This is a genomic window from Xylophilus rhododendri (assembly GCF_009906855.1).
In the GTDB taxonomy this organism is placed as follows: Bacteria; Pseudomonadota; Gammaproteobacteria; order Burkholderiales; family Burkholderiaceae_C; genus Xylophilus; species Xylophilus rhododendri.
In genome coordinates, this window is record NZ_CP047650.1 from 5,270,268 (window position 1) to 5,293,593 (window position 23,326).

At 64.7% G+C, this 23,326-nt stretch carries 19 protein-coding genes; 16 read left to right on the forward strand and 3 right to left on the reverse strand.

What is annotated here, in order from left to right:
• The first annotated feature begins 215 nt into the window (after positions 1–215).
• Entirely contained in the window at positions 216–980 is a 765-nt protein-coding gene (locus GT347_RS24355; RefSeq protein ID WP_160554653.1) for a FadR/GntR family transcriptional regulator, read from the forward strand.
• A 12-nt stretch (positions 981–992) separates the two neighbouring features.
• Here GT347_RS24355 and GT347_RS24360 read toward each other — a convergent pair whose 3' ends face one another.
• Both GT347_RS24360 and GT347_RS24365 read right to left on the reverse strand, forming a co-directional pair.
• Positions 993–2,246 carry an Hsp70 family protein gene (locus tag GT347_RS24360; protein ID WP_160554654.1) on the reverse strand — a complete coding sequence of 418 codons (1,254 nt, stop codon included), beginning with the start codon at positions 2,244–2,246 and terminating at the stop codon, positions 993–995.
• A 35-nt stretch (positions 2,247–2,281) separates the two neighbouring features.
• Complete coding sequence (locus tag GT347_RS24365) at positions 2,282–3,034, reverse strand: sulfurtransferase (protein ID WP_160554655.1); 753 nt, start codon at positions 3,032–3,034, stop codon at positions 2,282–2,284.
• A gap of 74 nt (positions 3,035–3,108) precedes the next feature.
• Between GT347_RS24365 and dnaE the strand changes: the two genes are divergently transcribed.
• The 6 genes from dnaE to GT347_RS24395 all read left to right on the forward strand — a co-directional run bounded on the left by dnaE (position 3,109) and on the right by GT347_RS24395 (position 13,058).
• A complete protein-coding gene (gene dnaE, locus GT347_RS24370; RefSeq protein ID WP_160554656.1) occupies positions 3,109–6,618 on the forward strand; it encodes a DNA polymerase III subunit alpha in 3,510 nt (1,169 codons plus the stop codon).
• Positions 6,619–6,692: 74 nt separating this feature from the next.
• Positions 6,693–7,076, forward strand: a complete 384-nt coding sequence (gene clpS / locus GT347_RS24375; protein WP_160555502.1) for an ATP-dependent Clp protease adapter ClpS — start codon at positions 6,693–6,695, stop codon at positions 7,074–7,076.
• Positions 7,077–7,133: 57 nt separating this feature from the next.
• The gene (clpA, locus tag GT347_RS24380; protein WP_160554657.1) at positions 7,134–9,470 is read left to right on the forward strand and encodes an ATP-dependent Clp protease ATP-binding subunit ClpA; all 2,337 of its coding nucleotides are present in this window, start codon (positions 7,134–7,136) and stop codon (positions 9,468–9,470) included.
• Between the two features lie 166 nt (positions 9,471–9,636).
• Positions 9,637–10,251 (forward strand): hypothetical protein, encoded by a 615-nt coding sequence (locus tag GT347_RS24385; protein ID WP_160554658.1) that lies wholly within the window; start codon positions 9,637–9,639, stop codon positions 10,249–10,251.
• 74 nt (positions 10,252–10,325) lie between these two features.
• Positions 10,326–11,792: an exodeoxyribonuclease I gene (gene sbcB / locus GT347_RS24390; protein ID WP_160554659.1), complete on the forward strand. Its 1,467-nt coding sequence runs from the start codon at positions 10,326–10,328 to the stop codon at positions 11,790–11,792.
• Between the two features lie 24 nt (positions 11,793–11,816).
• Positions 11,817–13,058, forward strand: coding sequence for a cystathionine gamma-synthase family protein (locus tag GT347_RS24395; protein ID WP_160554660.1), 1,242 nt, complete (start codon positions 11,817–11,819; stop codon positions 13,056–13,058).
• Between the two features lie 71 nt (positions 13,059–13,129).
• Here GT347_RS24395 and GT347_RS24400 read toward each other — a convergent pair whose 3' ends face one another.
• Positions 13,130–13,483, reverse strand: coding sequence for an SWIB/MDM2 domain-containing protein (locus GT347_RS24400; RefSeq protein WP_160554661.1), 354 nt, complete (start codon positions 13,481–13,483; stop codon positions 13,130–13,132).
• A 225-nt stretch (positions 13,484–13,708) separates the two neighbouring features.
• On the opposite strand from GT347_RS24400, the gene GT347_RS24405 reads away from it, so the two are divergent.
• The 9 genes from GT347_RS24405 to GT347_RS24445 all read left to right on the forward strand — a co-directional run bounded on the left by GT347_RS24405 (position 13,709) and on the right by GT347_RS24445 (position 23,280).
• Complete coding sequence (locus tag GT347_RS24405) at positions 13,709–14,122, forward strand: gamma-glutamylcyclotransferase family protein (RefSeq protein ID WP_160554662.1); 414 nt, start codon at positions 13,709–13,711, stop codon at positions 14,120–14,122.
• A gap of 235 nt (positions 14,123–14,357) precedes the next feature.
• Positions 14,358–15,677, forward strand: coding sequence for an isocitrate lyase (gene aceA / locus GT347_RS24410; protein ID WP_160554663.1), 1,320 nt, complete (start codon positions 14,358–14,360; stop codon positions 15,675–15,677).
• A gap of 241 nt (positions 15,678–15,918) precedes the next feature.
• Positions 15,919–17,826, forward strand: a complete 1,908-nt coding sequence (gene thrS, locus GT347_RS24415) for a threonine--tRNA ligase (protein WP_160554664.1) — start codon at positions 15,919–15,921, stop codon at positions 17,824–17,826.
• 161 nt (positions 17,827–17,987) lie between these two features.
• Positions 17,988–18,515 (forward strand): translation initiation factor IF-3, encoded by a 528-nt coding sequence (gene infC / locus GT347_RS24420; RefSeq protein WP_229722480.1) that lies wholly within the window; start codon positions 17,988–17,990, stop codon positions 18,513–18,515.
• 197 nt (positions 18,516–18,712) lie between these two features.
• Entirely contained in the window at positions 18,713–18,916 is a 204-nt protein-coding gene (gene rpmI / locus GT347_RS24425; RefSeq protein ID WP_160554665.1) for a 50S ribosomal protein L35, read from the forward strand.
• 26 nt (positions 18,917–18,942) lie between these two features.
• Positions 18,943–19,302: a 50S ribosomal protein L20 gene (gene rplT / locus GT347_RS24430; RefSeq protein WP_160554666.1), complete on the forward strand. Its 360-nt coding sequence runs from the start codon at positions 18,943–18,945 to the stop codon at positions 19,300–19,302.
• Between the two features lie 106 nt (positions 19,303–19,408).
• Positions 19,409–20,461, forward strand: a complete 1,053-nt coding sequence (pheS, locus tag GT347_RS24435; RefSeq protein ID WP_160554667.1) for a phenylalanine--tRNA ligase subunit alpha — start codon at positions 19,409–19,411, stop codon at positions 20,459–20,461.
• Between the two features lie 42 nt (positions 20,462–20,503).
• A complete protein-coding gene (gene pheT / locus GT347_RS24440) occupies positions 20,504–22,942 on the forward strand; it encodes a phenylalanine--tRNA ligase subunit beta (RefSeq protein ID WP_160554668.1) in 2,439 nt (812 codons plus the stop codon).
• A gap of 11 nt (positions 22,943–22,953) precedes the next feature.
• Positions 22,954–23,280, forward strand: a complete 327-nt coding sequence (locus GT347_RS24445) for an integration host factor subunit alpha (RefSeq protein WP_160555504.1) — start codon at positions 22,954–22,956, stop codon at positions 23,278–23,280.
• Positions 23,281–23,326: the final 46 nt, after the last annotated feature.

The following is a 23,326-nucleotide window of genomic DNA, read 5'->3' on the forward strand; positions in this document are numbered from 1 at the left end:
GGTGGCTCCGGTCGTGGGGCGGTTGGGGTGGGGGGCAGGTCCTAAGTCGCCGGCAATCTAACCGGATAAATAGGATTAATATGCTGGTAAAAACCCGCTAGCAAATGCTGTGCCATGGCCGTGCCCAAAACCCCTTCGAAGCTCGTCCCGAGCCCGTTTAAGATCGTTCGGAGATGCGCATCCCGCGCAGCGCCCGCAGGGCATGGAGCGTCGGCATGACAGTGGGGCAAAACCGCCCGAAACGACAGAAGCTATCGGACCTCATCGTCGAGGACGTCAAGCGCTGGATCGTGGCCGAACGCAAGCAGCCGGGCGACCGCCTGCCCAACGAGAAGGAGCTGATCGAACTCTTCGGCTACTCCAAGAGCACCGTGCGCGAGGCGCTCAAGGCGCTGGAGGTGCGGGGGCTGATTTCGATCCGCACAGGCCCCGGCGGCGGCGCCTTCCTGCAGCAGGTGTCGGTGGAGCATGCGAGCGAGCCGCTGCGCAACTTCCTGCATTTCCATCACCTGGACGGCCACCACATCTACCAGTTGAGGAAGGCGCTGGAGCCCGAACTCGCCGCGAGTGTGGTCGGCCGGCTGACCGAGGAGCAGTTCGAGCGGCTGCAAGCCAATGTGCACGTGTGCAAGGTGGAGCCGCAGTCCGAGGACGAGCTGCGTGCCCAGCGCGAGGCCGAGCTCGCCTTCCACACCATCCTGGCCGAGAGCTGCCCCAACCCGGTGCTGTCCTTCATGTGCCGTTTCCTCAACGACCTGCTGCGCGACCTGGTGGTCTACAAACGCGCCATGGAGCACCACCATTTCGGCCAGGCCAACGTGGACTACCACACGCTGCTGCTCAAGGCCTATCGCCAGGAAGACGCGGTGGAGGTGCGGCGCCTGATGGCCGAGCACATGGTCGATGCCGAGAACCACATGCACGAGATGGAGGCGCACATCGGCGCCAAGCATCTGCTGCTGCCCAGCGGGCAGCGCTGAGGGCCGCTCGCGCTAGAACGCGCGGCTGGCCACGGCCAGCCCGGCCGCCACGCCACCGAAGAGGTCGCCCTCGACCAGTGCCACGTCCGGGAAGGTGTGGCGCAGCACGTCCTGGAAGGGCTTCAGGGCGGAGGAGCCGCCGGTGAGGTAGAGCGCATCGGGCATGGTGCCCGAGACCCGGGCGCATTCCAGCGCGCAGGCGGCCACGCGGTTGAGCAGGCTGTGCAGGTCCAGCGCCAGTTCCGGCGGCTCGATGGTGGCGAACAGGCCGGATTCGGCTTCGCCCAGGTCGATGGCGGCGGCATGTCCGCCGGAAGACGCGGTGATCTTCGCGGCCTCCACCGCATGCGCCAGCCGGTGGCCGTGGCGGCCTTCGACGATCCTGGTCAGGCGTTCGTGCAGCTGCCGGTCGCTGTAGGAGAAACGCAGCTCGCGCACCGCACGCAGGGCGGCGGGCGTGGCGGTGCGGTGGATCAGGTGCCAGGTGGCCAGCTCGAAGAACACGGTGCTCGGCACCTCGCGGCCGGTGCCGCCCTTGTGGCCCAGGCCCAGCAGGGGCATGACACGGGCCAGGTTCAGGGCGCGGTCGTAGTCGGTGCCGCCGATGTGCACGCCGGTGGTGGCCAGGATGTCGCTGCGGCGGTCGGTTTGGGCGACCCGGTCCGGGCCCAGGCGCACCAGGGTGAAGTCGGAGGTGCCGCCGCCGATGTCGACCACCATCACGCGGGTTTCCTTCGTCACCCGGCGTTCGTAGTCGAAGGCCGCGGCGATCGGCTCCAGCTCGAAGCGCACTTCCTCGAAGCCGGCGCTGCGGGCGCAGTCGGCCAGGGCCGCTTCGGCGGCGGCGTCGCGGGTCTCGTCCTCGTCCACGAAATGCACCGGGCGGCCCATCACCGCGCGGCGCGGCCGGGCGCCGAGCTGGGCTTCGGCGCGGGTGGCCAGTTCCGACAGGAAGCGGGTCAGGATGTCGCGGAAGGGCACGGCCTCGCCGAGCACGGCGGTGCGTTCGTCGATCAGCGAGCTGCCCAGCAGGCTCTTGAGCGAACGCATCAGCCGGCCTTCCTCGCCGGCCAGGTACTGCTGCATGGCGGCGCGGCCGAAGAAGGTCGCCTGATCCTCGTCGCGGAAGAACAGGGCGGTCGGCAGCGTGGTGTGGGCGTCCTCGATCGGCAGGGGGCGGATCGAACCGTCCGGCAGGGCGGCGGCGACGGCGGAATTGGAGGTGCCGAAGTCGATGCCGACGGCGGGAGCGGAACGGAGGGACATGCAGGAGAGTCGGTGGGGGGCGGCGAGTCTAGCAGTCAGTCGGAGGACGGGGCGGCGGCGGGCGCGGCCAGCGAGGCATCGAGCACCCGCCGGTCGTCGAAGACGAAGCAGCCGCCGCGGTAATGCGCGCCGCCCTGCTCCTCGAAGTATTTCAGGATGCCGCCTTCGAGCTGGTAGACATGCTCCAGGCCTTCCTCGGCCATCAGGATCGCCCCTTTCTCGCAGCGGATGCCGCCGGTGCAGTAGCTGACCACGGTCTTGCCGGCGAATTCCTCGCGGTGCTCGCGCAAGGCCGCGGGGAATTCGGTGAATTTCTCGATGCGCCAGTCGATGGCGCCCTCGAAGGCGCCATGGTCCACCTCGAAGGCATTGCGGGTGTCGAGCAGAACCACCTCGCGGCCCTCGTCGTCCTGTCCGGCATCGAGCCAGCGGCGCAGCGTGGCGCTGTCCACCGCCGGGGCGCGGCCGGCCTGCGGCCGGATGGCCGGATGGTTCATGCGGATGATCTCGGGCTTGACCTTGACCATCATGCGGCCGAAGGGCTGCCTGTCGGACCAGCTCTCCTTGGCTTCGAGCCCGGCGAAACGCGGATCGAGCCGCAGATCGTCGAGGAAACGGTGCACGTCCTCGGCCGGCCCGGCCAGGAAAAGATTGATGCCTTCGCCCGCCAGCAGGATGGTGCCGCGCAGGCCCAGCGCCAGGGCCCGGTCCAGCAGCGGCTGGCGCAGCGCCTCGGCATCGGGCAGGGCGATGAAGCGGTAGGCGGAAATGTTCAGGATGGAGTTCACCCCCCGATTTTAGAAACCTGAAGGAACCGGGGTCGGCGCGGACGCCGATCGGCCAAGGTTCTTAAAATGCCCCGATGTTTGTACACCTGCGCCTGCACACCGAGTTTTCCGTCGTCGACGGCACCAACCGGATCGACGATGTCGTCAAGGCCGCTGCCCGCGACGGCCAGCCCGCTCTTGCCATCACCGACCTCGGCAACCTCTTCGGGGCGGTCAAGTTCTACAAGGCCGCGCGCGGCAAGGGCGTCAAGCCGATCATCGGCGCCGAGCTCTATCTGGAAGGCATAGGCGCCGATCCGGCGGTGCTGTCGAAGGTGGTGGTGCTGGTGCAGGACTGGAAGGGTTATCTCAACCTGTCCGAGCTGATCGCCCGCGCCTGGACCAAGGGCGTGGTGAAGGCCCTGGCCGTCTGCAAGCTGGAATGGCTGCGTGAACTCAACGAGGGCATGATCCTGCTGGCGGGCGCCCAGGCCGGCCCGGTGGGCCAGGCGCTGATCCGCCAGGACGATTCCGCCGCCGCCGATGCCGCGCTGCTGCTGGCCGGCATCTTTCCGCATCGCTTCTACCTGGAGATCCAGCGTGCCGGCCGGGTGGACGACGAAGCCCACACGGTGGCCGCCGTGCAGCTGGCCGCGCGCCTGAACCTGCCGGTGGTGGCCACCCATCCGACGCAGTTCACCGAAGTGGACGACTACGAGGCCCACGAGGCGCGCGTCTGCATCTCCGAAGGCGAGATCCTGGGCAACCAGCGCCGGGTGCGCAAGTTCACCCGTGAGCAGTATTTCAAGAGCACCGCGCAGATGGAGGCGTTGTTCGCGGACGTGCCTTCGGCCATCGCCAACACGGTGGAGATCGCCCGCCGCTGCAGCATCGTGCTGGACCTGGGGAAGCCGCAGCTGCCCGACTTCCCCACTCCCAACAACGTGCCGATCGCGGACTATTTCCGCATCGCCTCCTTCGAGGGCCTGGAGGTGCGCCTGGCCCACCTCTATCCGGACCTGGCCAAGCGCAACGCCAAGCGCCCGGAATACGTGGAGCGGCTGGAGTTCGAGATCAACACCATCCTGAAGATGGGTTTCCCGGGCTACTTCCTGATCGTGGGCGACTTCATCAACTGGGCCAAGAACAACGGCTGCCCGGTGGGCCCGGGCCGGGGTTCCGGCGCCGGCTCGCTGGTGGCCTACGCACTCAAGATCACCGACCTGGATCCGCTCGAATACAAGCTGCTGTTCGAGCGCTTCCTGAACCCGGAGCGGGTGTCCATGCCCGACTTCGACATCGACTTCTGCCAGGGCAACCGCGACCGCGTCATCGACTACGTCAAGGACAAGTACGGCAAGGACGCGGTCAGCCAGATCGCCACTTTCGGCACCATGGCCGCCAAGGCGGCGATCCGCGACGTGGGCCGGGTGATGGACATGAGCTACACCTTCGTGGACGGCATCTCCAAGCTGGTGCCGGCCAAGCCGGGCATGTCCTACACCCTGGCCTATCCGCCCGAGACCAAGAAGGACGGCGACAAGAACAACTACGCGCTGGAGCTGGAGCCCATGCTCTACGAGCGGGTGCGCAAGGAAGAGGACGTCAAGACCGTCATCGAGATGGCGCAGAAGCTCGAAGGCATGACCCGCAACATCGGCATGCATGCCGGCGGCGTGCTGATCGCCCCGGGCAAGCTGACCGACTTCTGCCCGCTCTACCAGCAGCCGGGCAGCGATTCGGCAGTGAGCCAGTACGACAAGGACGACGTGGAGGCCATCGGCCTGGTCAAGTTCGACTTCTTGGGCCTGGCCACGCTGACCATCCTGGAGATCGCCCGCGAGTTCATCAAGAAGCGCCACAAGGGCCAGGAGCTGTTTGCCTACGAGAACATCGCGATCGACGACACGGCCACCTACCGGCTGTTTGCCGAGGGCAAGACCGAAGCCGTGTTCCAGTTCGAATCCCGCGGCATGCAGGGCATGCTGCGCGACGCCAAGCCGACGCGGCTGGAAGACCTGATCGCCCTGAACGCGCTGTACCGCCCGGGCCCGATGGACCTGATCCCCAGCTTCGTGGCCCGCAAGCACGGCCGCGAGACGGTGGAGTACCCGCATCCGCTGGTGGCCGACATGCTGTCGGAGACCTACGGGATCATGGTCTACCAGGAGCAGGTGATGCAGACCGCCCAGATCCTGGGCGGCTATTCGCTGGGCGGCGCCGACCTGCTGCGCCGCGCCATGGGCAAGAAGAAGCTCGAAGAAATGGCGATGCACCGCGAGATCTTCCGCAAGGGGGCCGCGGTCAACGGGATTGCGCAGGACAAGGCCGACGAGATCTTCGACCTGATGGAGAAGTTCGCGGGCTACGGCTTCAACAAGTCGCATGCCGCCGCCTATTCGCTGCTGGCGTATCACACCGGCTGGCTCAAGGTGCATTTTCGGGCGGAGTTCTACTGCGCCAACATGACGGTGGAAATGGACGACACCGACAAGCTGCGGGTGCTCTTCGAGGATGCGCAGAAGCTCGGCATGACGTTCGAGCCGCCGGACGTCAACCGCGGCGGCTACCGCTTCGAGCCGGTCAGCAACACCGTGATCCGCTACGGCCTGGGCGCCGTCAAGGGCACCGGCCAGTCGGCCATCGAGGCGGTGGTGGCGGCGCGGGAGGAGGGCGGTGCCTTCTCCAGCCTGTTCGACTTCTGCAACCGGGTGGACCGGCAACGCATCAACAAACGCACGGTGGAGGCGCTGATCAAGGCCGGCGCCTTCGATGCGATCAACCCGCACCGCGCCTCGATGGTGGCCTCCATCGACCGCGCCTTCGAATACGCCGCCGCGCAGGCCGCCAACGTCAACCAGGGCGGGCTGTTCGACATGATGGACGACGGCCACGGCTCCAGCGCGCAGGAGCCCGACCTGGTCGAGGCCCGGCCCTGGGGCATCAAGGAGCGGCTGGTGCTGGAGAAGACGGCCGTCGGCTTCTATCTCTCCGGCCACCTGTTCGACGAGGTCTCGCGCGAGGTGCGCCAGTTCGTGCGCCGCGAGATCGGCGAGCTGGCCGATTCGCGCGAGCCGGTCACGCTGGCCGGCATCATCCTGGAGCTGCGTGTCATCAACGGCCAGCGCGGCAAGCTGGCGCTGATGAAGCTGGACGACAAGTCCGGCGTGATCGAGGCGACGGCCGACGAAGGCGTGCTCAACACCTACCGCAATCTGCTCAAGGACGACGAGATGGTCATCATCTCCGGCAAGCTGCAGCCCGACCGCTTCACCGGCGGCGTGCGCCTGAAGGTGGAACATGTCTGGGACCTGGCCACCGCGCGCTGCCGCTTCGGCAAGTTCCTGCGGGTGGCGGTCAACGGCAAGGCACCGGACATCCAGCGCATCGTGCGCGACCATCCGCCGGTGCGCGAGGTGTCCGAACAGGGCGAACTGCTGCGCGGGCTGGAGGTGCGCCTGTCGGTGCGCCGCGAAACGGCCGGCATGGAAGTCGGCGTTGACTTAAAGTTGGACGAGCGTTCCCTGTTCTTCCCGACCGACGCCGCATTGTCGAGCTGGATGGCCCAGGCCGAGGGCGGAAAAGCGGTCATCGTGTACGAATGAGATCCCAGCCCTTGAAGTTGCCGAAATACCACCAAAATCCCTGCTTGCTGCAGCGCGCAATTCCCACCGATAGAATGAATTTCATGGCGACCCAGTCCCCGTCCCCACCGCCGGTCAGCCCGGCAAATCCGGCCATCAAGCCGGCTCCCGCGCGGGACGATGGCGACTCGGTCGTGCTCGAGCGCCGCACCCAGCGCACCCAGCCGCCGCAGATGTTCCAGGTCGTCATGCTCAACGACGACTACACGCCGATGGAGTTCGTGGTCATGGTGATCCAGCAATTCTTCAGCAAGGACCGCGAGCAGGCGACCCAAATCATGCTCAAGATCCATCTCGACGGAAAAGGCGTCTGCGGCGTCTACTCGCGCGACGTGGCCGCGACCAAGGTCGACCAGGTCATGGACGCGGCGAGCAAGGCCGGACATCCGCTGCAGTGTGTGAGTGAACCGGTTGAATAAAGCCGGATCCATCCCTAATTACTGGCCATATTTTTACCGCTCGGCAAAGGAAATCTCATGATTGCCCAGGAACTGGAAGTCAGCTTGCATATGGCCTTCGTGGAGGCCCGGCAGCAACGACACGAATTCATCACCGTCGAGCACCTGCTTCTGGCACTGCTCGACAACCCGAGCGCCGCCGAAGTCCTGCGTGCCTGCTCGGCCAACATCGACGACCTGCGCAAGTCGCTGTCAAACTTCATCAAGGACAACACGCCCCAGGTGGCCGGCACCGACGAGGTGGACACGCAGCCGACGCTGGGTTTCCAGCGCGTCATCCAGCGCGCCATCATGCATGTGCAGTCCACCGGCAACGGCAAGAAGGAAGTCACCGGCGCCAACGTGCTGGTGGCGATCTTCGGCGAGAAGGACTCGCACGCCGTCTACTACCTCCACCAGCAGGGCGTGACCCGTCTGGACGTGGTGAACTTCATCGCCCACGGCATCAAGAAGGGCGAGCCGCCGGAACCCACCAAGTCCGGCGAGCCGCAGGCCGAGAGCGAAGAGACCCAGGCCGAGAAGAACGAGAAGGCTTCTCCGCTGGAGCAGTTCACCGTCAACTTGAACCAGCAGGCCAAGGAAGGCAAGATCGATCCGCTGATCGGCCGCGAGTACGAGGTCGAGCGGGTCATCCAGATCCTCTGCCGCCGCCGCAAGAACAACCCGCTGCTGGTGGGCGAGGCCGGCGTGGGCAAGACGGCCATCGCCGAGGGCCTGGCATGGCGCATCACGCAGAAGGACGTGCCGGAGATCCTGGCCGACTCCCAGGTCTACTCGCTGGACATGGGCGCGCTGCTGGCCGGCACCAAGTACCGCGGTGACTTCGAGCAGCGCCTGAAGGGCGTGCTCAAGTCGCTCAAGGACAAGCCGAACGCCGTGCTGTTCATCGACGAAATCCACACCCTGATCGGTGCCGGCGCGGCATCGGGCGGCACGCTGGACGCGTCCAACCTGTTGAAGCCCGCGCTGTCCTCCGGCCAGCTCAAGTGCATCGGCGCGACCACCTTCCAGGAATACCGCGGCATCTTCGAGAAGGACGCGGCCCTGTCGCGTCGTTTCCAGAAGGTCGACGTGGTCGAGCCGACGGTCGAGCAGACGGTCGAGATCCTCAAGGGCCTGAAGTCGCGCTTCGAGGAACACCACAGCGTGAAGTACGCGGCCGCCGCGCTGCAGGCTGCCGCCGAGCTGTCGGCCAAGTACATCAACGACCGCCACCTGCCCGACAAGGCGATCGACGTGATCGACGAGGCCGGCGCCGCCCAGCGCATCCTGCCGCCCAACAAGCGCAAGAAGACGATCACCAAGACGGAAGTCGAGGAGATCGTGGCCAAGATCGCCCGCATCCCGCCCGCCAACGTCAGCAACGACGACCGCGGCAAGCTGCAGACGATCGAGCGTGACCTGAAGAGCGTGGTCTTCGGCCAGGACAAGGCACTCGAAGTGCTGGCCTCCTCGGTCAAGATGGCGCGCTCGGGCCTGGGCAAGGGCGACAAGCCAATCGGCGCCTTCCTGTTCAGCGGTCCCACCGGCGTCGGCAAGACCGAAGCGGCCAAGCAGCTCGCCTACATCATGGGCATCGAGCTGATCCGCTTCGACATGTCGGAGTACATGGAGCGCCATGCGGTGAGCCGGCTGATCGGCGCGCCTCCGGGCTACGTCGGTTTCGACCAGGGCGGCCTGCTGACCGAGGCGATCACCAAGAAGCCGCACTGCGTGCTGCTGCTCGACGAGATCGAGAAGGCGCATCCGGACATCTTCAACGTGCTGCTCCAGGTCATGGACCACGGCACGCTGACGGACAACAACGGACGCAAGGCCGACTTCCGCAACGTCATCCTGGTGATGACGACGAATGCCGGCGCCGAGACGATGAACAAGGCGACCATCGGCTTCACCAACCCGCGTGTGGCGGGCGACGAGATGGCCGACATCAAGCGCATCTTCACGCCCGAGTTCCGCAACCGGCTGGACGCGATCGTCAACTTCAAGCCGCTGGATGAGAACGTCATCCTGCGGGTGGTCGACAAGTTCCTGCTGCAGCTGGAGCAGCAGCTCGCCGAGAAGAAGGTGGAAGTCACCTTCACCGACGTGCTGCGCAAGCATCTGGCCAAGAAGGGCTTCGACCCACTGATGGGCGCACGGCCGATGCAGCGGCTGATCCAGGACACGATCCGTCGTGCGCTGGCCGACGAGCTGCTCTTCGGTCGCCTGACCGAAGGCGGCCGCCTGACGGTGGACCTGGAAGATCCGACGGCCGAAAAGCCCGAGGTGAAGCTCGACATCACGCCGCTGCCCAAGCGCGAACGTGGTCAGAAGTCTGAGCCGGCCGAGCCGGAAGAAGCGACGACCGACTGATCGCGGCAAGCTCTTCGAGAGCTTCTCCGACAAGGGTTGGCAATGCAAATTGCCAGCCCTTTTTCGTTTTTTTACAGTGTCAAAACTTGCTATCAAAAGAGTCGTATGAGTGTGTGCATTTACTCACTACATTCTCGGCTTCTTCAACTTTTGATTCGCAAGAAGCATGAAATTTATCGAATCCCTACGCCGAAACGGACATCCCTTCCTTTTGCTTATGGCCGCTGCTGCTGCATTGACAGCATGCGGAGGAGGCGATGGCAAGACATCCACGGAGGCGTCGCCGTCATGGACCGACTACGTAGGTGACTACACCACCACCTGCCTGGCCAACTCGCAAGACGACGGCTCTCACCAGATCACCGGAACCCTGGCCGTCGATGCCAATGGCAAGTACACGGCCATCGCGCGTCTGGTGACGTACTCGAGCGCGTTCTGCAACACCGCGACGATCACTTCCGAAGTACAGGCGGGCTTCGATCTCAAGCCTCTGGACGGCGTGAAGAACATCGTCTCCACCGACCCCACGCGCCCGTCCGGCCCGGCCAACAAGCTCGAAGCGACCCTGGTCAATGCCACGGCAAAGATGGGCCAGATGAGCGGCAGCACTCCCGTGCTCGGCGTGAAGCTGACCGTCGGCTACATGCTGCGCGACAAGTCCATCCGTTTCCTCTCCGGCACGCGTGAGGCCGACGGCCTGGGCAAGTTCTTCAGCAGCGCCGTGCTGACCAAGGTCGAGCCGCCGCCTGTGCAGCCTCAGCCAGAGGCTTCCGGGTCCTGATCCCGGCGGACGGCGCGGAGCTTGCACCACGCCGTCCTGTACATTTGCGGCGCCTGGAGCTGGCATCTACATCCATGACCGACATCACTTTTCTCTGGCACGACTACGAAACCTTCGGCACCAATCCGCGCCGCGACCGGCCCTCGCAATTCGCCGCCATTCGAACCGATGCCGAACTGCGTGAAATCGGCGAACCCTTGATGGTGTATTGCCGGCAGACCGACGATTACCTGCCCGATCCGCAAAGCTGCCTGATCACCGGCATCGTGCCGCAGACCTGCATGGAGCGGGGCATTGCCGAAATCGAATTCGCAGGCCGGATCGAAGCCGCTTTCTCGGTGCCCGGCACCATCGGCGTGGGCTACAACACCATCCGCTTCGACGACGAAGTCACGCGTTTTCTTTTCTGGCGCAACCTCATCGATCCCTACGCCCGCGAATGGCAGAACGGGTGTGGCCGCTGGGATCTGCTCGACGTGGTGCGTCTGGCCTACGCCCTGCGACCGGAGGGCATGGAATGGCCCTTGAAGCCTGACGGCAAACCCAGTTTTCGCCTGGAAGACCTCACCCGGGCCAACGGCCTGGTTCATGAGGCCGCGCACGATGCCTTGTCCGACGTCAGGGCGACGATCGCGCTGGCCCGGCTGCTGCGCGAAAAGAACCCGCGCCTCTTCGACTTCGCGCTTGGCTTGCGCGCCAAGGACCGGGTCGCCCAGGAACTCGGCCTGCCCACCACTGCGCAGACGGCTCGGCCTTTTCTGCACGTCTCGGGCATGTTTGCAGCTGAGCGCGGCTGCCTCGCGGTCATGTGGCCGCTGGCGATCCATCCGACGAACCGCAACGAAGTGCTTGCCTGGGATCTGTCGCAGGATCCAGCCATCCTGGCAACGCTGGGAATCGAGGAGATCCGCCAGCGCCTTTTCACCCGCGCGGCCGACCTGCCAGAAGGCATGAGCCGTCTGTCGCTCAAAAGCGTGCACCTGAACAAATCCCCGATGGTGGTCGGCAACCTGCGCACCCTGCGGCCCGAAATGGCACAGCGCTGGCAGCTGGACCTGGAGCAGGCGGCGCTGCATGCGCAGGCGGCTGCCGCCTTGCCCGACATGAGTGCGATCTGGCAGGAGGTGTTCAAGCGCCCGGCCAGCGAGCCGGCCGACGTGGAAGAAGACCTGTACGGTGGTTTTGTCGGCAACAACGACCGCCGCAAGCTCGGCCAGTTGCGTGGGATGTCGCCCGGCCAGCTGGCCTCCGCCCGCACGGGTTTCGAAGACGCCCGCCTGGAGGAAATCGTCTTCCGCTTCCGCGCACGCAATTACCCGGACTCCCTGACCGAGGAGGAGGGTGCACGCTGGCAGGAACACCGCGCCGCGCGGCTTTTCGAAGGCGTTGGCGGAGCGCGCACCGTCGATGACTACCTCGCCGCCCTGGATGTGCTGGGCGAGCAGGCCAGCGAAGCAGAAGACGGCCCCGACGAGCGCACCGAAACCATTCTCTCGGCGCTTTACGATTACGCCGAAGCCGTCGTGCCCGAGCGCGACTGAACCGTCCTGCAGCAAAGCAAAACCATGACCAGTCACCGCGGGTTCACCACCGACGTCGTGCATTCCGACAAAGCCTTCGGCTCGGAAGACGGCAGCGTCCACAAGGCCATCCACACCTCGACCCAGTACGGGTTCGACAAGGTGGAGGACCTGATCGGCGTCTTCCAGGGCACGAAAAAAGGCGCCTACGTCTACTCGCGCCAGGGCACTCCCACCACGGCCGCCCTGGAAGCCAAGCTCACGCAGATGGAAGCCGGTGTCGGCACCGTCTCGTTTGCCAGCGGCATGGCGGCAATCTGCGGCGTCTTTCTGACCTTGCTGCGCGCCGGCGACCACCTGGTGGCCAGCCGCGCCGTCTTCGGCAATACCAACAGCATCTTTGGCACCCTGGGCGATCTCGGCATCGGGGTCTCGCGGGTGGATGCGAGCGAAGTCGAGCATGTGGCCGCGGCCATCACGCCCGCCACGCGGATGGTGTTCGTCGAGACGCTGTCCAATCCGGGCACGCAGATCGCCGACCTGGAAGGCATTGGGCGTCTGTGCCGCGAGCGCGGCCTGCTGTTCGTGGTCGACAACACCATCCTGTCGCCGTACTTGTTCCGGCCCGGATCCACCGGCGCCGGGCTGGTGGTGCATTCGCTCACCAAGTCGATCTGCGGCCACGGCAATGCGCTGGGCGGTGCGGTGGTCGATACCGGGCTGTTCGACTGGTCGGCCTATCCCAACATCAGCGAGGTCTACCGCAAGGGCGACACGCGCCAATGGGGCTTGACGCAAATTCGCAAGAAGGGCCTGCGCGACATGGGCGGAACCCTGTCTGCCCAGCACGCACATGCGATTTCGGTGGGTGCCGAGACCTTGGCGCTGCGCATGCGCCAGACCAGCGCCGCGACGCTGGAAATCGCCCGCTATCTCGAAGCCCATCCGGCCATCGCCAAGGTCTACTACCCCGGCCTGTCGTCCCATCCGCAGCATGAGCGTGCGCAGAAGCATTTCCTGGCCGCGGGCTGGTTGCTGTCTTTCGAATTGAAGAATGCCGACGCCTGCCTGGCGTTCATCGATCGTTTGCAGCTGGCGGTGAAGGCCACCGGGCTGGGCGATACACGTACGCTGGTCATCCCGGTCGCCCACACGATCTTTTGGGAGGCTGGCGCGGCAGTCCGTGCGCAAATGGGCATCAGCGACGGCATGGTCCGGCTCTCGGTGGGCCTGGAGGAAACCGCCGACCTGATCGCGGATCTGCGCCAGGCACTGGAGCGGGCTTGAGCCCAGCAAGGGCGAAAAAAAGGTCTCCGGCAGGAGACCTTTTTTTGCTGCGTGGGCAACGCAGAGGCGTCTTAGCTGACGTGCTTGCCGATCAGGGAAGCCAGTTCGAACATCGAGACCTGGTCCTTACCGAAGATGGCCTTGAGCTTGGCATCGGCGTTGATGTTGCGCTTGTTGGCCTTGTCCTGCAGGTCGTGCTTCTTGATGTAGGTCCACAGCTTGCTGACCACTTCGGTGCGCGGCAGCGGGGTGGCACCCACAACGGCGGCCAGTTCGGCGCTGGGCGTCAAGGCCTTCATGAAGGCGGCGTTGGGCGTGCGCTTGACGGCGGCCTTCTTGGCCGGGGCCTTCACGGCAGCTTTGGTTGCCGGAGCTGCGGCCTTTTTCGCCGGTGCTTTAGCCGGCGCTTTTTTTGCAGTTGCCATGATTCTTCTTCCTAAGGGATTGGTGTGTCGTCACCGGTGGAAAACCTTCTTTCCACTGGCTGCGCGCATGCTACTGGAGAAAAAACGCGTTTCCAAGTGGATTACGTTTTTTTCAAACGAGGACGTGGCAATGTTGCACTCGTGTTTCACCTCTGGTGGAGCCTACCGGACAGCACGGCAGCCCCGGTCGCCGCGGTCCCCCCAAACCTTCAGGAGCGAGCTTTCATGACAACCCAGGACCAGGCATGCGCGGACACGGGTCGATACGTGTTTGTCTACGGCACCTTGCGCCGCGGCGAGGTCAATGACATCAACCTGCTTCGGCCTGCGCCGAAGTATCTGGGAGCCGCCAGCATTCCCGGCCGGCTCTATTCCATGGGCTGGTATCCCGGCTTGGTGATGGACGGCTGCATGGCGGTCGTCGGCGAGGTCTACAGCGTGAGTCATTCGGTCGAGCAACGTCTGGATGAAATTGAAGGGCTGCTACCCGAGCCGACCGGCGAATATGCCAAGCGCGAACTCGAAATCGAGGTGAATGGCAAGCTCATCCGCTGTTTTGTCTATGAGATTGCGCCTGCGCTGGTTGCACACCTTGAACCACTTGCCGATGGCGACTGGCTGGCGCGTCAACCGGACTGAAATTTCGCTGGATGGGGTGAATTTCACATGGCGACAAACATGGATGCTGCACTGCACCAATATTTTTCAATATGGAATATTGAATTTCTCATTGTGAAATTATTTCATAAGTAATTGAGTTTAAAGGAAAAAAACTTAATCCTGTCTGGAGAATTTGCGCGCTTTCGAAGTGCCGCGGTACATAAAGTGGAACCCAGCGCGCCATGTCGGCGTTGCATATTTGAAGGAGTCCACCGTGCCCCATACCCTCAGCGAACAGCTCAGCCGTGAGCAACAAATCACCGCCCTGGAAAAGGATTGGGCGAGCAATCCGCGCTGGAAAGGCATCCGACGCGGATATTGCGCCGCGGACGTAGTGCGCCTGCGCGGCTCTTTTCCGATCGAATACACGCTTTCGCACCGTGGTGCCGAGAAACTGTGGAATCTGCTGCATACAGAGCCCTATCTCAATTGCCTCGGTGCACTGACCGGCGGTCAGGCCATGCAGCAGGTCAAGGCGGGCATCAAGGCGATCTATCTGTCCGGTTGGCAGGTGGCCGCCGACAACAACAGCTACGCGGCGATGTATCCCGATCAGTCGCTGTATCCAGTCGATTCGGTTCCAACGGTGGTCGAGCGCATCAACAGCAGTTTCCGTCGCGCCGATGAAATCCAGTGGGCACGGGGAAGCAATCCGGGCGACGCCGGGCATGTCGACTACTTCGCACCCATCGTGGCGGATGCCGAGGCGGGCTTCGGTGGTGTGCTCAATGCCTTCGAGCTGATGAAGGCGATGATCCGTGCCGGCGCGGCAGGTGTGCATTTCGAGGACCAACTGGCTTCCGTGAAGAAGTGCGGCCACATGGGCGGCAAGGTGCTTGTGCCGACCCAGGATGCGGTCCAGAAACTGGTGGCCGCCCGCCTGGCTGCCGACGTCTGCGGCACGCCGGCACTGGTCATCGCCCGGACCGATGCGGAAGCCGCAGACCTGCTGACCAGCGACCATGACGACAACGACAAGCCCTTCCTGACCGGCGACCGCACCGCCGAGGGCTTCTACAAGACCCGCAAGGGCATCGATCAGGCGATCTCGCGCGCCATCGCCTATGCGCACTATGCCGACCTCGTCTGGTGCGAAACCGGCACGCCTGATCTGGCCTTTGCCAAGCGCTTCGCGGATGCGGTGCACAAGGTGCATCCCGGCAAGATGCTGGCCTACAACTGCTCGCCATCGTTCAACTGGAAGAAAAACCTCGACGACGCGACCATCGCCAAGTTCCAGCGGGAGCTGGGCGCCATGGGCTACAAGTACCAGTTCATCACCCTGGCCGGCATCCATTCGATGTGGTTCAACATGTTCGATCTGGCGCAGGATTACGCCAGCCGCGGCATGTCGGCCTATGTCGACAAGGTGCAGCAACCGGAGTTCGCCGCACGCGAGCGCGGCTACAGCTTCGTCTCGCATCAGCAGGAGGTGGGCACCGGTTATTTCGACGAGGTCACCACGGCGATCCAGGGTGGGCGTTCGAGCGTCACGGCGCTGACCGGCTCCACCGAGGAAGAGCAATTCCACTGAGGGCACTGGCTGGGACCGCGGTGTTAAACTCGCGCGCTCCAGACCATCCATCAGCAAGAGCGAGAAAGGCAAACTGGTTATGACACCGCGAACTCCCTCGGAGACTTCCTCCGGCCGCTAGGCCGATGGGTTCGCGTTTGCCTGCTCGAGGAGCCCTTGCGGCTCGCCTGATCAAAAGCGCGGATCTCCGCGCTTTTTTCGTTTCCATCCCCCGCTTTTTTCTCGCTCTGATTGGCACGCCATGATCCAGATCACGCTCCCCGACAATTCGCAGCGCAGCTTCCCCGGCCCGGTCTCGGTGGCCGACGTTGCCCGCTCCATCGGCCCCGGCCTCGCCAAGATGACCGTCGCCGGCAAGATCGACGGCCGCCTGGTGGACGCCAGCGACCTCATCGAACACGACGCCCGCCTGCAGATCATCACGCCCAAGGATGCCGAAGGCGTCGAGATCATCCGCCACTCCACCGCCCACCTGGTCGGCCATGCCGTCAAGCAGCTCTATCCCACGGCACGCATGGTGATCGGCCCGGTGATCGACGAGGGCTTCTACTACGACATCGCCTACGAGCGCCCCTTCACGCCCGAGGACATGGCCGCGATCGAAGCCCGCATGAAACAGCTGATCGCGCAGGACTACGACGTCGTCAAGAAGATGACGCCCCGCGCCGAGGTGATCGAGGTGTTCCAGTCGCGCGGCGAAGACTACAAGCTGCGCCTGGTCGAGGACATGCCCGACGAGCAGGCCATGGGCCTGTACTACCACCAGGAATACGTCGACATGTGCCGCGGCCCGCACGTGCCGAACACGCGTTTCCTCAAGGTCTTCAAGCTGACCAAGCTGGCCGGCGCCTACTGGCGCGGCGATGCCAAGAACGAGCAGCTGCAGCGCATCTACGGCACGGCCTGGGCCGACAAGAAGGACCTGGAGGCCTACATCCTGCGCATCGAGGAGGCCGAGAAGCGCGACCACCGCCGCCTGGGCAAGGAGCTCGACCTGTTCCACATCGACGACGTGGCGCCGGGCGTGGTGTTCTGGCACCCCAAGGGCTGGGCGATCTGGCAGGCGGTGGAGCAGTACATGCGCCAGGTCTACCGCGAAACGGGCTACTTGGAAGTCAAGGGGCCGCAGATCCTCGACCGCAGCCTGTGGGAGAAGACGGGCCACTGGCAGAACTACCGCGAGAACATGTTCACGACGGAGTCGGAAAAGCGCGACTACGCACTCAAGCCGATGAACTGCCCGGGCCATGTGCTCATCTTCAAGAGCGACCTGCGCAGCTACCGCGACCTGCCGCTGCGCTATGGCGAGTTCGGCCAGTGCCACCGCAACGAGCCCTCGGGCGCGCTGCACGGCATCATGCGCGTGCGCGGCTTCACGCAGGACGACGGCCACGCCTTCGTCACCGAAGACCAGATTCTGGACGAATGCGTTGCCTTCACGGAAACGCTGCAGCGTGTCTACCAGGACTTCGGCTTCACGGACATCCTCTACAAGATTGCAACGAGGCCGGACAACCGTGTCGGCTCGGACGAACTCTGGGACAAGGCCGAGCATGCCTGCATCGAAGCGCTCAAGCGCTCCGGGGTGGAGTACCAAATTTCCCCGGGCGAGGGCGCCTTCTACGGCCCGAAGATCGAATACACGCTGCGTGATGCCATCGGCCGCCACTGGCAGTGCGGCACGATCCAGGTCGACTTCAACACGGCCGAGCGCCTGGGTGCCGAATACGTTACCGAAGCCAATGGCCGCGCACATCCCGTGATGCTGCACCGGGCCATCGTCGGCAGCCTGGAGCGCTTCATCGGCATGCTGATCGAACACCATGCCGGGGCGCTTCCGTCCTGGCTGGCGCCGATGCAGGTTTCCATCCTCACGATCACCGACAGCCAGGCCGAATACGCCCGCAGCGTTGCGAAAACACTGCGCGCGCAGGGGCTTAGGGTTCAGCTGGATCTGCGCAACGAGAAAATTAACTATAAAATACGGGAGCATTCAATGCAAAAGCTGCCTTACATCGCCGTGATCGGCGACAAGGAAATGGCAGCAGGAGCCGTGGCAGTGCGCGCCCGTGGTGGCGTCGACCTCGGTGCAATGTCGGTGGCGGCCTTCGCCGAAAAGGTGGCCTCGGACATCGCTCTCAAGATCTGATCGCCGGTTTCGTCGGGAAACCGGCGAACCTGCATTTCTTACGCGCTCCAAGAGATTTCGCTACGCTGTTGTAGTGTCTTTAAAAGGATTGAGCCATCGCTACTGAATTTCGTGACCGTCGCCAACGCGAGGAACGCAAGCATCGCCTGAACCGGGAAATCATGGCGCCCGAAGTGCGCCTGTCCGGGCCGGAGAACGAGCCCTTGGGCATCGTCAGCCTGGCCGAGGCTTTGCGAATGGCCGGCGAACTCGACGTCGACCTGGTTGAAATTGCTGCCACGGCGATCCCGCCGGTGTGTCGTCTGATGGACTACGGCAAGTTCAAGTACCAGGAGCAGAAGCGCGCTGCCGAGGCGAAAGCCAAGCAGACGGTCATCGAGATCAAGGAAGTGAAGTTTCGCCCCGGCACCGACGACGGCGACTACAACATCAAGCTGCGAAACATCCGCCGCTTCCTGGAAGAAGGCGACAAGTGCAAGATCACCCTGCGTTTCCGCGGCCGTGAAATCACGCACCAGGAAATCGGCATGGCGCTGCTGCAACGCATCCGTACCGACTTGGCCGACACCATCCTGATCGAGCAGTTTCCAAAGCTCGAAGGCCGGCAGATGATCATGATGATCGCTCCCAGCCGCAAGAAGGCTGCAGCAGCGAAGACGGCTTCCGAAGCGTCTTCTGCCGCAGCCTGAGCCGGATCGGCGACAATCGCGGGTTGATGCAAAAAATTCGCCGGGCGGAAACGTTCGGCAATCGGCCGGGAACTGATCTTCTTCAGATTCCCGGACCGCGCGGCACCTTCGGGTGACGCAACACAAGTGGCTCGGGGCCAACAAGTCCACGAAAGCAGTTTTCGAGGCGCCTCACGAGCACGATCAAGGAGCATTTCATGCCCAAAATGAAGACCAAAAGCAGCGCGAAGAAGCGCTTCCGAGTTCGTCCAGGCGGTACCGTCAAGCGCGGCCAGGCCTTCAAGCGTCACATCCTGACCAAGAAGACCACCAAGAACAAGCGCCAGCTTCGCGGCTCCGTCGCAGTGCACGAGACCAATATGGGCCACATGGCCCAGATGCTCCCGTTCGCCGGCCTGTAATCAACTGACGAACAAGGAGTAATTCAATGCCTCGCGTCAAACGTGGTGTAACGGCTCGCGCCCGCCACAAAAAGGTTCTCAAGCTCGCCAAGGGCTTCCGCGGTCGCCGCGGCAATGTCTTCCGCATCGCCAAGCAGGCGGTGATGAAGGCGGGTCAATACGCATACCGTGACCGCCGCACCAAGAAGCGTGTGTTCCGTCAGCTGTGGATTGCCCGTATCAACGCTGCCGCACGTGAACTCGGCATGACCTACAGCCAATTCGCCAACGGCCTGAAGAAGGCTGCCATCGAGATCGACCGCAAGATGCTGGCCGACCTCGCGGTGCACGACAAGGCTGCCTTCGGCAGCATCGTCGACCAGGTGAAGGCCAAGCTGGCGGCCTGACGGTTAGACGCCGGTCCATGCACTGCTGGTGTCTGGACCGGACACGACTTTTGAAGGCTAGGGCTTGATCGGGCACTAGCCTTTTTTCATTTCTACCAAAGCATTTATGAACGAGTTGGACGCGCTGGTCGCCAGTGCCTCGCAGGCTTTCTCCGCCGCCGGGACGCCCGTCGATCTGGAAAACGCCAAGGCGCAGTTCCTGGGCAAGTCGGGCCGCATCACCGAGCTGATGAAGGGCATGGCCACGCTGGCGGTCGATGAGAAGAAGGCGCGCGGCGCCGTCATCAACACCGCCAAGCAGGCGATCGAGGCCGCGCTCAACGCGCGCCGCCAGGCCCTGGCCGATGCCGAGCTCGAACGCCAGTTGCGCTCCGAGTCGCTGGATGTGACCCTGCCCGGCCGCCAGCGCGGCGAGGGCGGCCTGCATCCCGTCTCGCTCACCCTGGAGCGCATCGAGGGCATCTTCGGCTCCATGGGCTTCTCGGTGGCCGAGGGCCCGGAGATCGAGACCGACTGGTTCAACTTCACCGCGCTCAACACGCCGGCCGACCATCCGGCGCGTTCGATGCATGACACTTTCTACGTCGAAGGCGGCGCGGCCGATGCGCCGCTGCTGCTGCGCACCCACACCAGCCCGATGCAGGTGCGGCATGCGGTGCAGCACGTCAAGCGCCATCGCGCAGCCATCGATGCCGGCCAGGCCATGCCGGAGATCCGCGTGATCGCTCCGGGCCGAACCTACCGCGTGGACAGCGACGCCACCCACTCGCCCATGTTCCACCAGTGCGAAGGCCTGTGGATCGGCGAGAACGTCAGCTTCAAGGACCTGAAGGTCGTCTTCACCGACTTCTGCCGCACCTTCTTCGAGCGCGACGATCTGGTGCTGCGTTTCCGTCCCAGCTTCTTCCCCTTCACCGAACCCAGCGCCGAGATCGACATCCAGTTCGCCAGCGGCCCGCTGGCCGGGCGCTGGCTGGAAGTCGCGGGCTCCGGCCAGGTGCATCCGAACGTGGTGCGCAACATGGGCCTGGATCCCGAGCGCTACCTGGGCTTTGCCTTCGGCATGGGCCCGGACCGCCTCACCATGCTGCGCTACGGTGTGAGCGACCTGCGCCTGTTCTTCGACGGCGACATGCGTTTCCTGCGCCAGTTCCAATAAGCCGCACGCACCAGAGCGATACGAAGAAGAGAGAAGCGACAGATGCAATTTCCGGAATCCTGGCTGCGTGCCTTCTGCAACCCATCCCTGGACACGCAGGCGCTGGCCAATACCCTGACCATGGCGGGCCTCGAAGTCGAGGAACTGCAGCCGGTGGCCCCGCCTTTCAGCCGAATCGTGGTCGGCGAGATCCTCTCGACCGAGCAACATCCCAATGCCGACCGCCTGCGTGTGTGCCAGGTCGAGGCAGGGCAGGGCGCGCCGCTCACCATCGTGTGCGGCGCCGCCAATGCCCGTCCCGGCATCCGGGTGCCCTGCGCCCTGGTCGGTGCGGCGCTGCCGCCCGGCGCGGACGGCAAGCCTTTCCTGATCAAGGTCGGCAAGCTGCGCGGCGTGGAAAGCCACGGCATGCTGTGCTCGGCACGCGAGCTGGGCATCGGCGAAGGCAACGAAGGGCTGCTGGAACTGCCCGCCGATGCGCCCGTTGGCACCGACCTGCGGCAATACCTGCGGCTCGACGACACCCTGTTCACCCTCAAGCTCACGCCCAACCTGGCGCACTGCCTGAGCCTCTACGGCATCGCGCGTGAACTGTCGGCCCTGACCGGCGCTCCGCTGCTGACGCCCGCCTTGCCCCAGGCCGCCGTGGCACACGAGGCCACGCTGGCCGTCGACATCCAGGCCAGCGACCTGTGCGGCCGCTTCAGCGGCCGTGTCATGCGTGGCGTGAATCCGCAGGTGAAGACGCCGGCATGGATGGTCGAGCGCCTCGAGCGCTGCGGCCAGCGCAGCGTCTCGCCGCTGGTCGACATCTCGAACTACGTGATGTTCGAATACGGCCAGCCCACACACATCTTCGACCTGGACAAGATCCACGGCGGCCTGCAGGTGCGCTGGGCGAAGGAGGGCGAAAGCCTCAAGCTGCTCAATGGCAACACGGTGGCGCTGGATGCGCAGGTCGGTGTCATCGCCGATGGGCAGCAGGTCGAGTCGCTCGCCGGCATCATGGGCGGCGATGCCACCGCCGTGTCCGACGGCACCACCAACATCTACATCGAGGCTGCCTTCTGGCACCCGCGTGCGGTCGCGGGCCGTTCGCGCCGTTTCAATTTCTCGACGGATGCCGGCCACCGCTTCGAACGCGGCGTGGATCCGGGCCAGACGGTCGCGGCGATCGAACGCATCACCGCGCTGGTGCAGCAGGTCTGCGGCGGCACCGCCGGCCCGATCACCGACATTGCCCCCAACGTGCCCGCCGCCAAGCCCGTAACGATGCGCCCTGCGCGCGCCGCCAAGGTCAGCGGCATGCCGCTGAGTGCGCAACAATGCGCCGACGCGCTGGCCTCGCTCGGCCTGCCGGTGGTCACCGACGCCGCCGGCAGCCTGGTGGTCACGCCGCCGTCCTGGCGCTTCGACATCACGATCGAGGAAGACCTGATCGAGGAGATCGCGCGCATCGTCGGCTACGAGAACCTGCCGACCACGCCGCCGCTCGGCCCGATCACGCCGCATCTGCAGCCCGAAGCCAAGCGCGGCCCCTTCGCCGTGCGCCGTGCGCTGGCCGCGCGGGGTTATCAGGAGACGATCAATTTCAGCTTCGTCGAGGAAAGCTGGGAACGCGAACTGGCCGGCAACACCGACCCGATCCGCCTCCTCAATCCCATCGCCAGCCAGATGAGCGTGATGCGCTCTTCGCTCATCGGCTCCCTGCTGCAGGTGCTGAAGTTCAACCTCGACCGCAAGCTGCCGCGCGTGCGTGCCTTCGAGCTGGGCCGGGTGTTCCTGCGCGATGCGTCGGTGGCCGACAGCGACACCACCGTGCAAGGCTTCGACCAGCCGATGCGTGTGGCCGCCGCCGCTTGCGGCCCGGCGGATGCGCTGCAGTGGGGCAGCGCCGAACGCGCGGTCGATTTCTACGACCTGAAGGGCGATGTCGAGGCCTTGCTCGCGCCGCGCCAGCCGAGCTTCGTCGCGGCCGAGCATCCGGCATTGCATCCCGGCCGCTGCGCCCGTGTTGTGCTGGACGGCCGCGAGATCGGCTTCGTCGGCGAGCTCCATCCGCGCTGGCGCCAGGCCTGGGGCTTCGCCCAGGCGCCGGTGCTGTTCGAGCTGGACCTGGCCGCGGTCGGCCAACGGGTTGTGCCCGCGCCGCAAGGTGTGGCCAAGCACCAGGACGTGGAGCGGGACATTGCCATCGTCGTGCCGGAAGCGCGGGATTACGCCCAGATCCGCGCCGCGGCGCTGGCCGACTCGGCCGACGGCATCCTGCGTCGCGTCGAGCTGTTCGACGTCTACCGCCCCAAGCCGGCCAAGGACGGCACATTCCCTGTGGGCGGCTTGGCACAGGGCGAGAAAAGCCTGGCCCTGCGCCTGACGCTCAACGGCGGCGATGCCGCCCTGACCGAAGAGCAGATCGAGGCCGCGGTGCAGGCCGTGCTGGCGCGGCTTGCCGCCGAGACTGGCGCGCGACTGCGCGCATGAAAGAGCTGATCATGGAAGCCCATCCGGAAGAATTCTCGGTCGAGAGCCTGGAGACCCCGGCGCTCACCAAGGCCCAACTGGCCGAGTTGCTGTTCGACCGCATCGGTCTGAACAAGCGCGAGTCCAAGGACATGGTCGACGCCTTCTTCGAGCTGATCTGCAGCAGCCTGATCGAGGGACAGGACGTGAAGATCTCCGGCTTCGGCAACTTCCAGATCCGCACCAAGGCGCCGCGGCCGGGGCGCAATCCGCGCACCGGCGAATCCATCCCGATCGAGGCGCGGCGCGTGGTCACCTTCCACGCCAGCCACAAGCTGAAGGAACAGCTGCAGAGCTGACACACGCAGGCCCGCTGAGGGGCCCTGTGGCCGCTTGTCGCTGTGC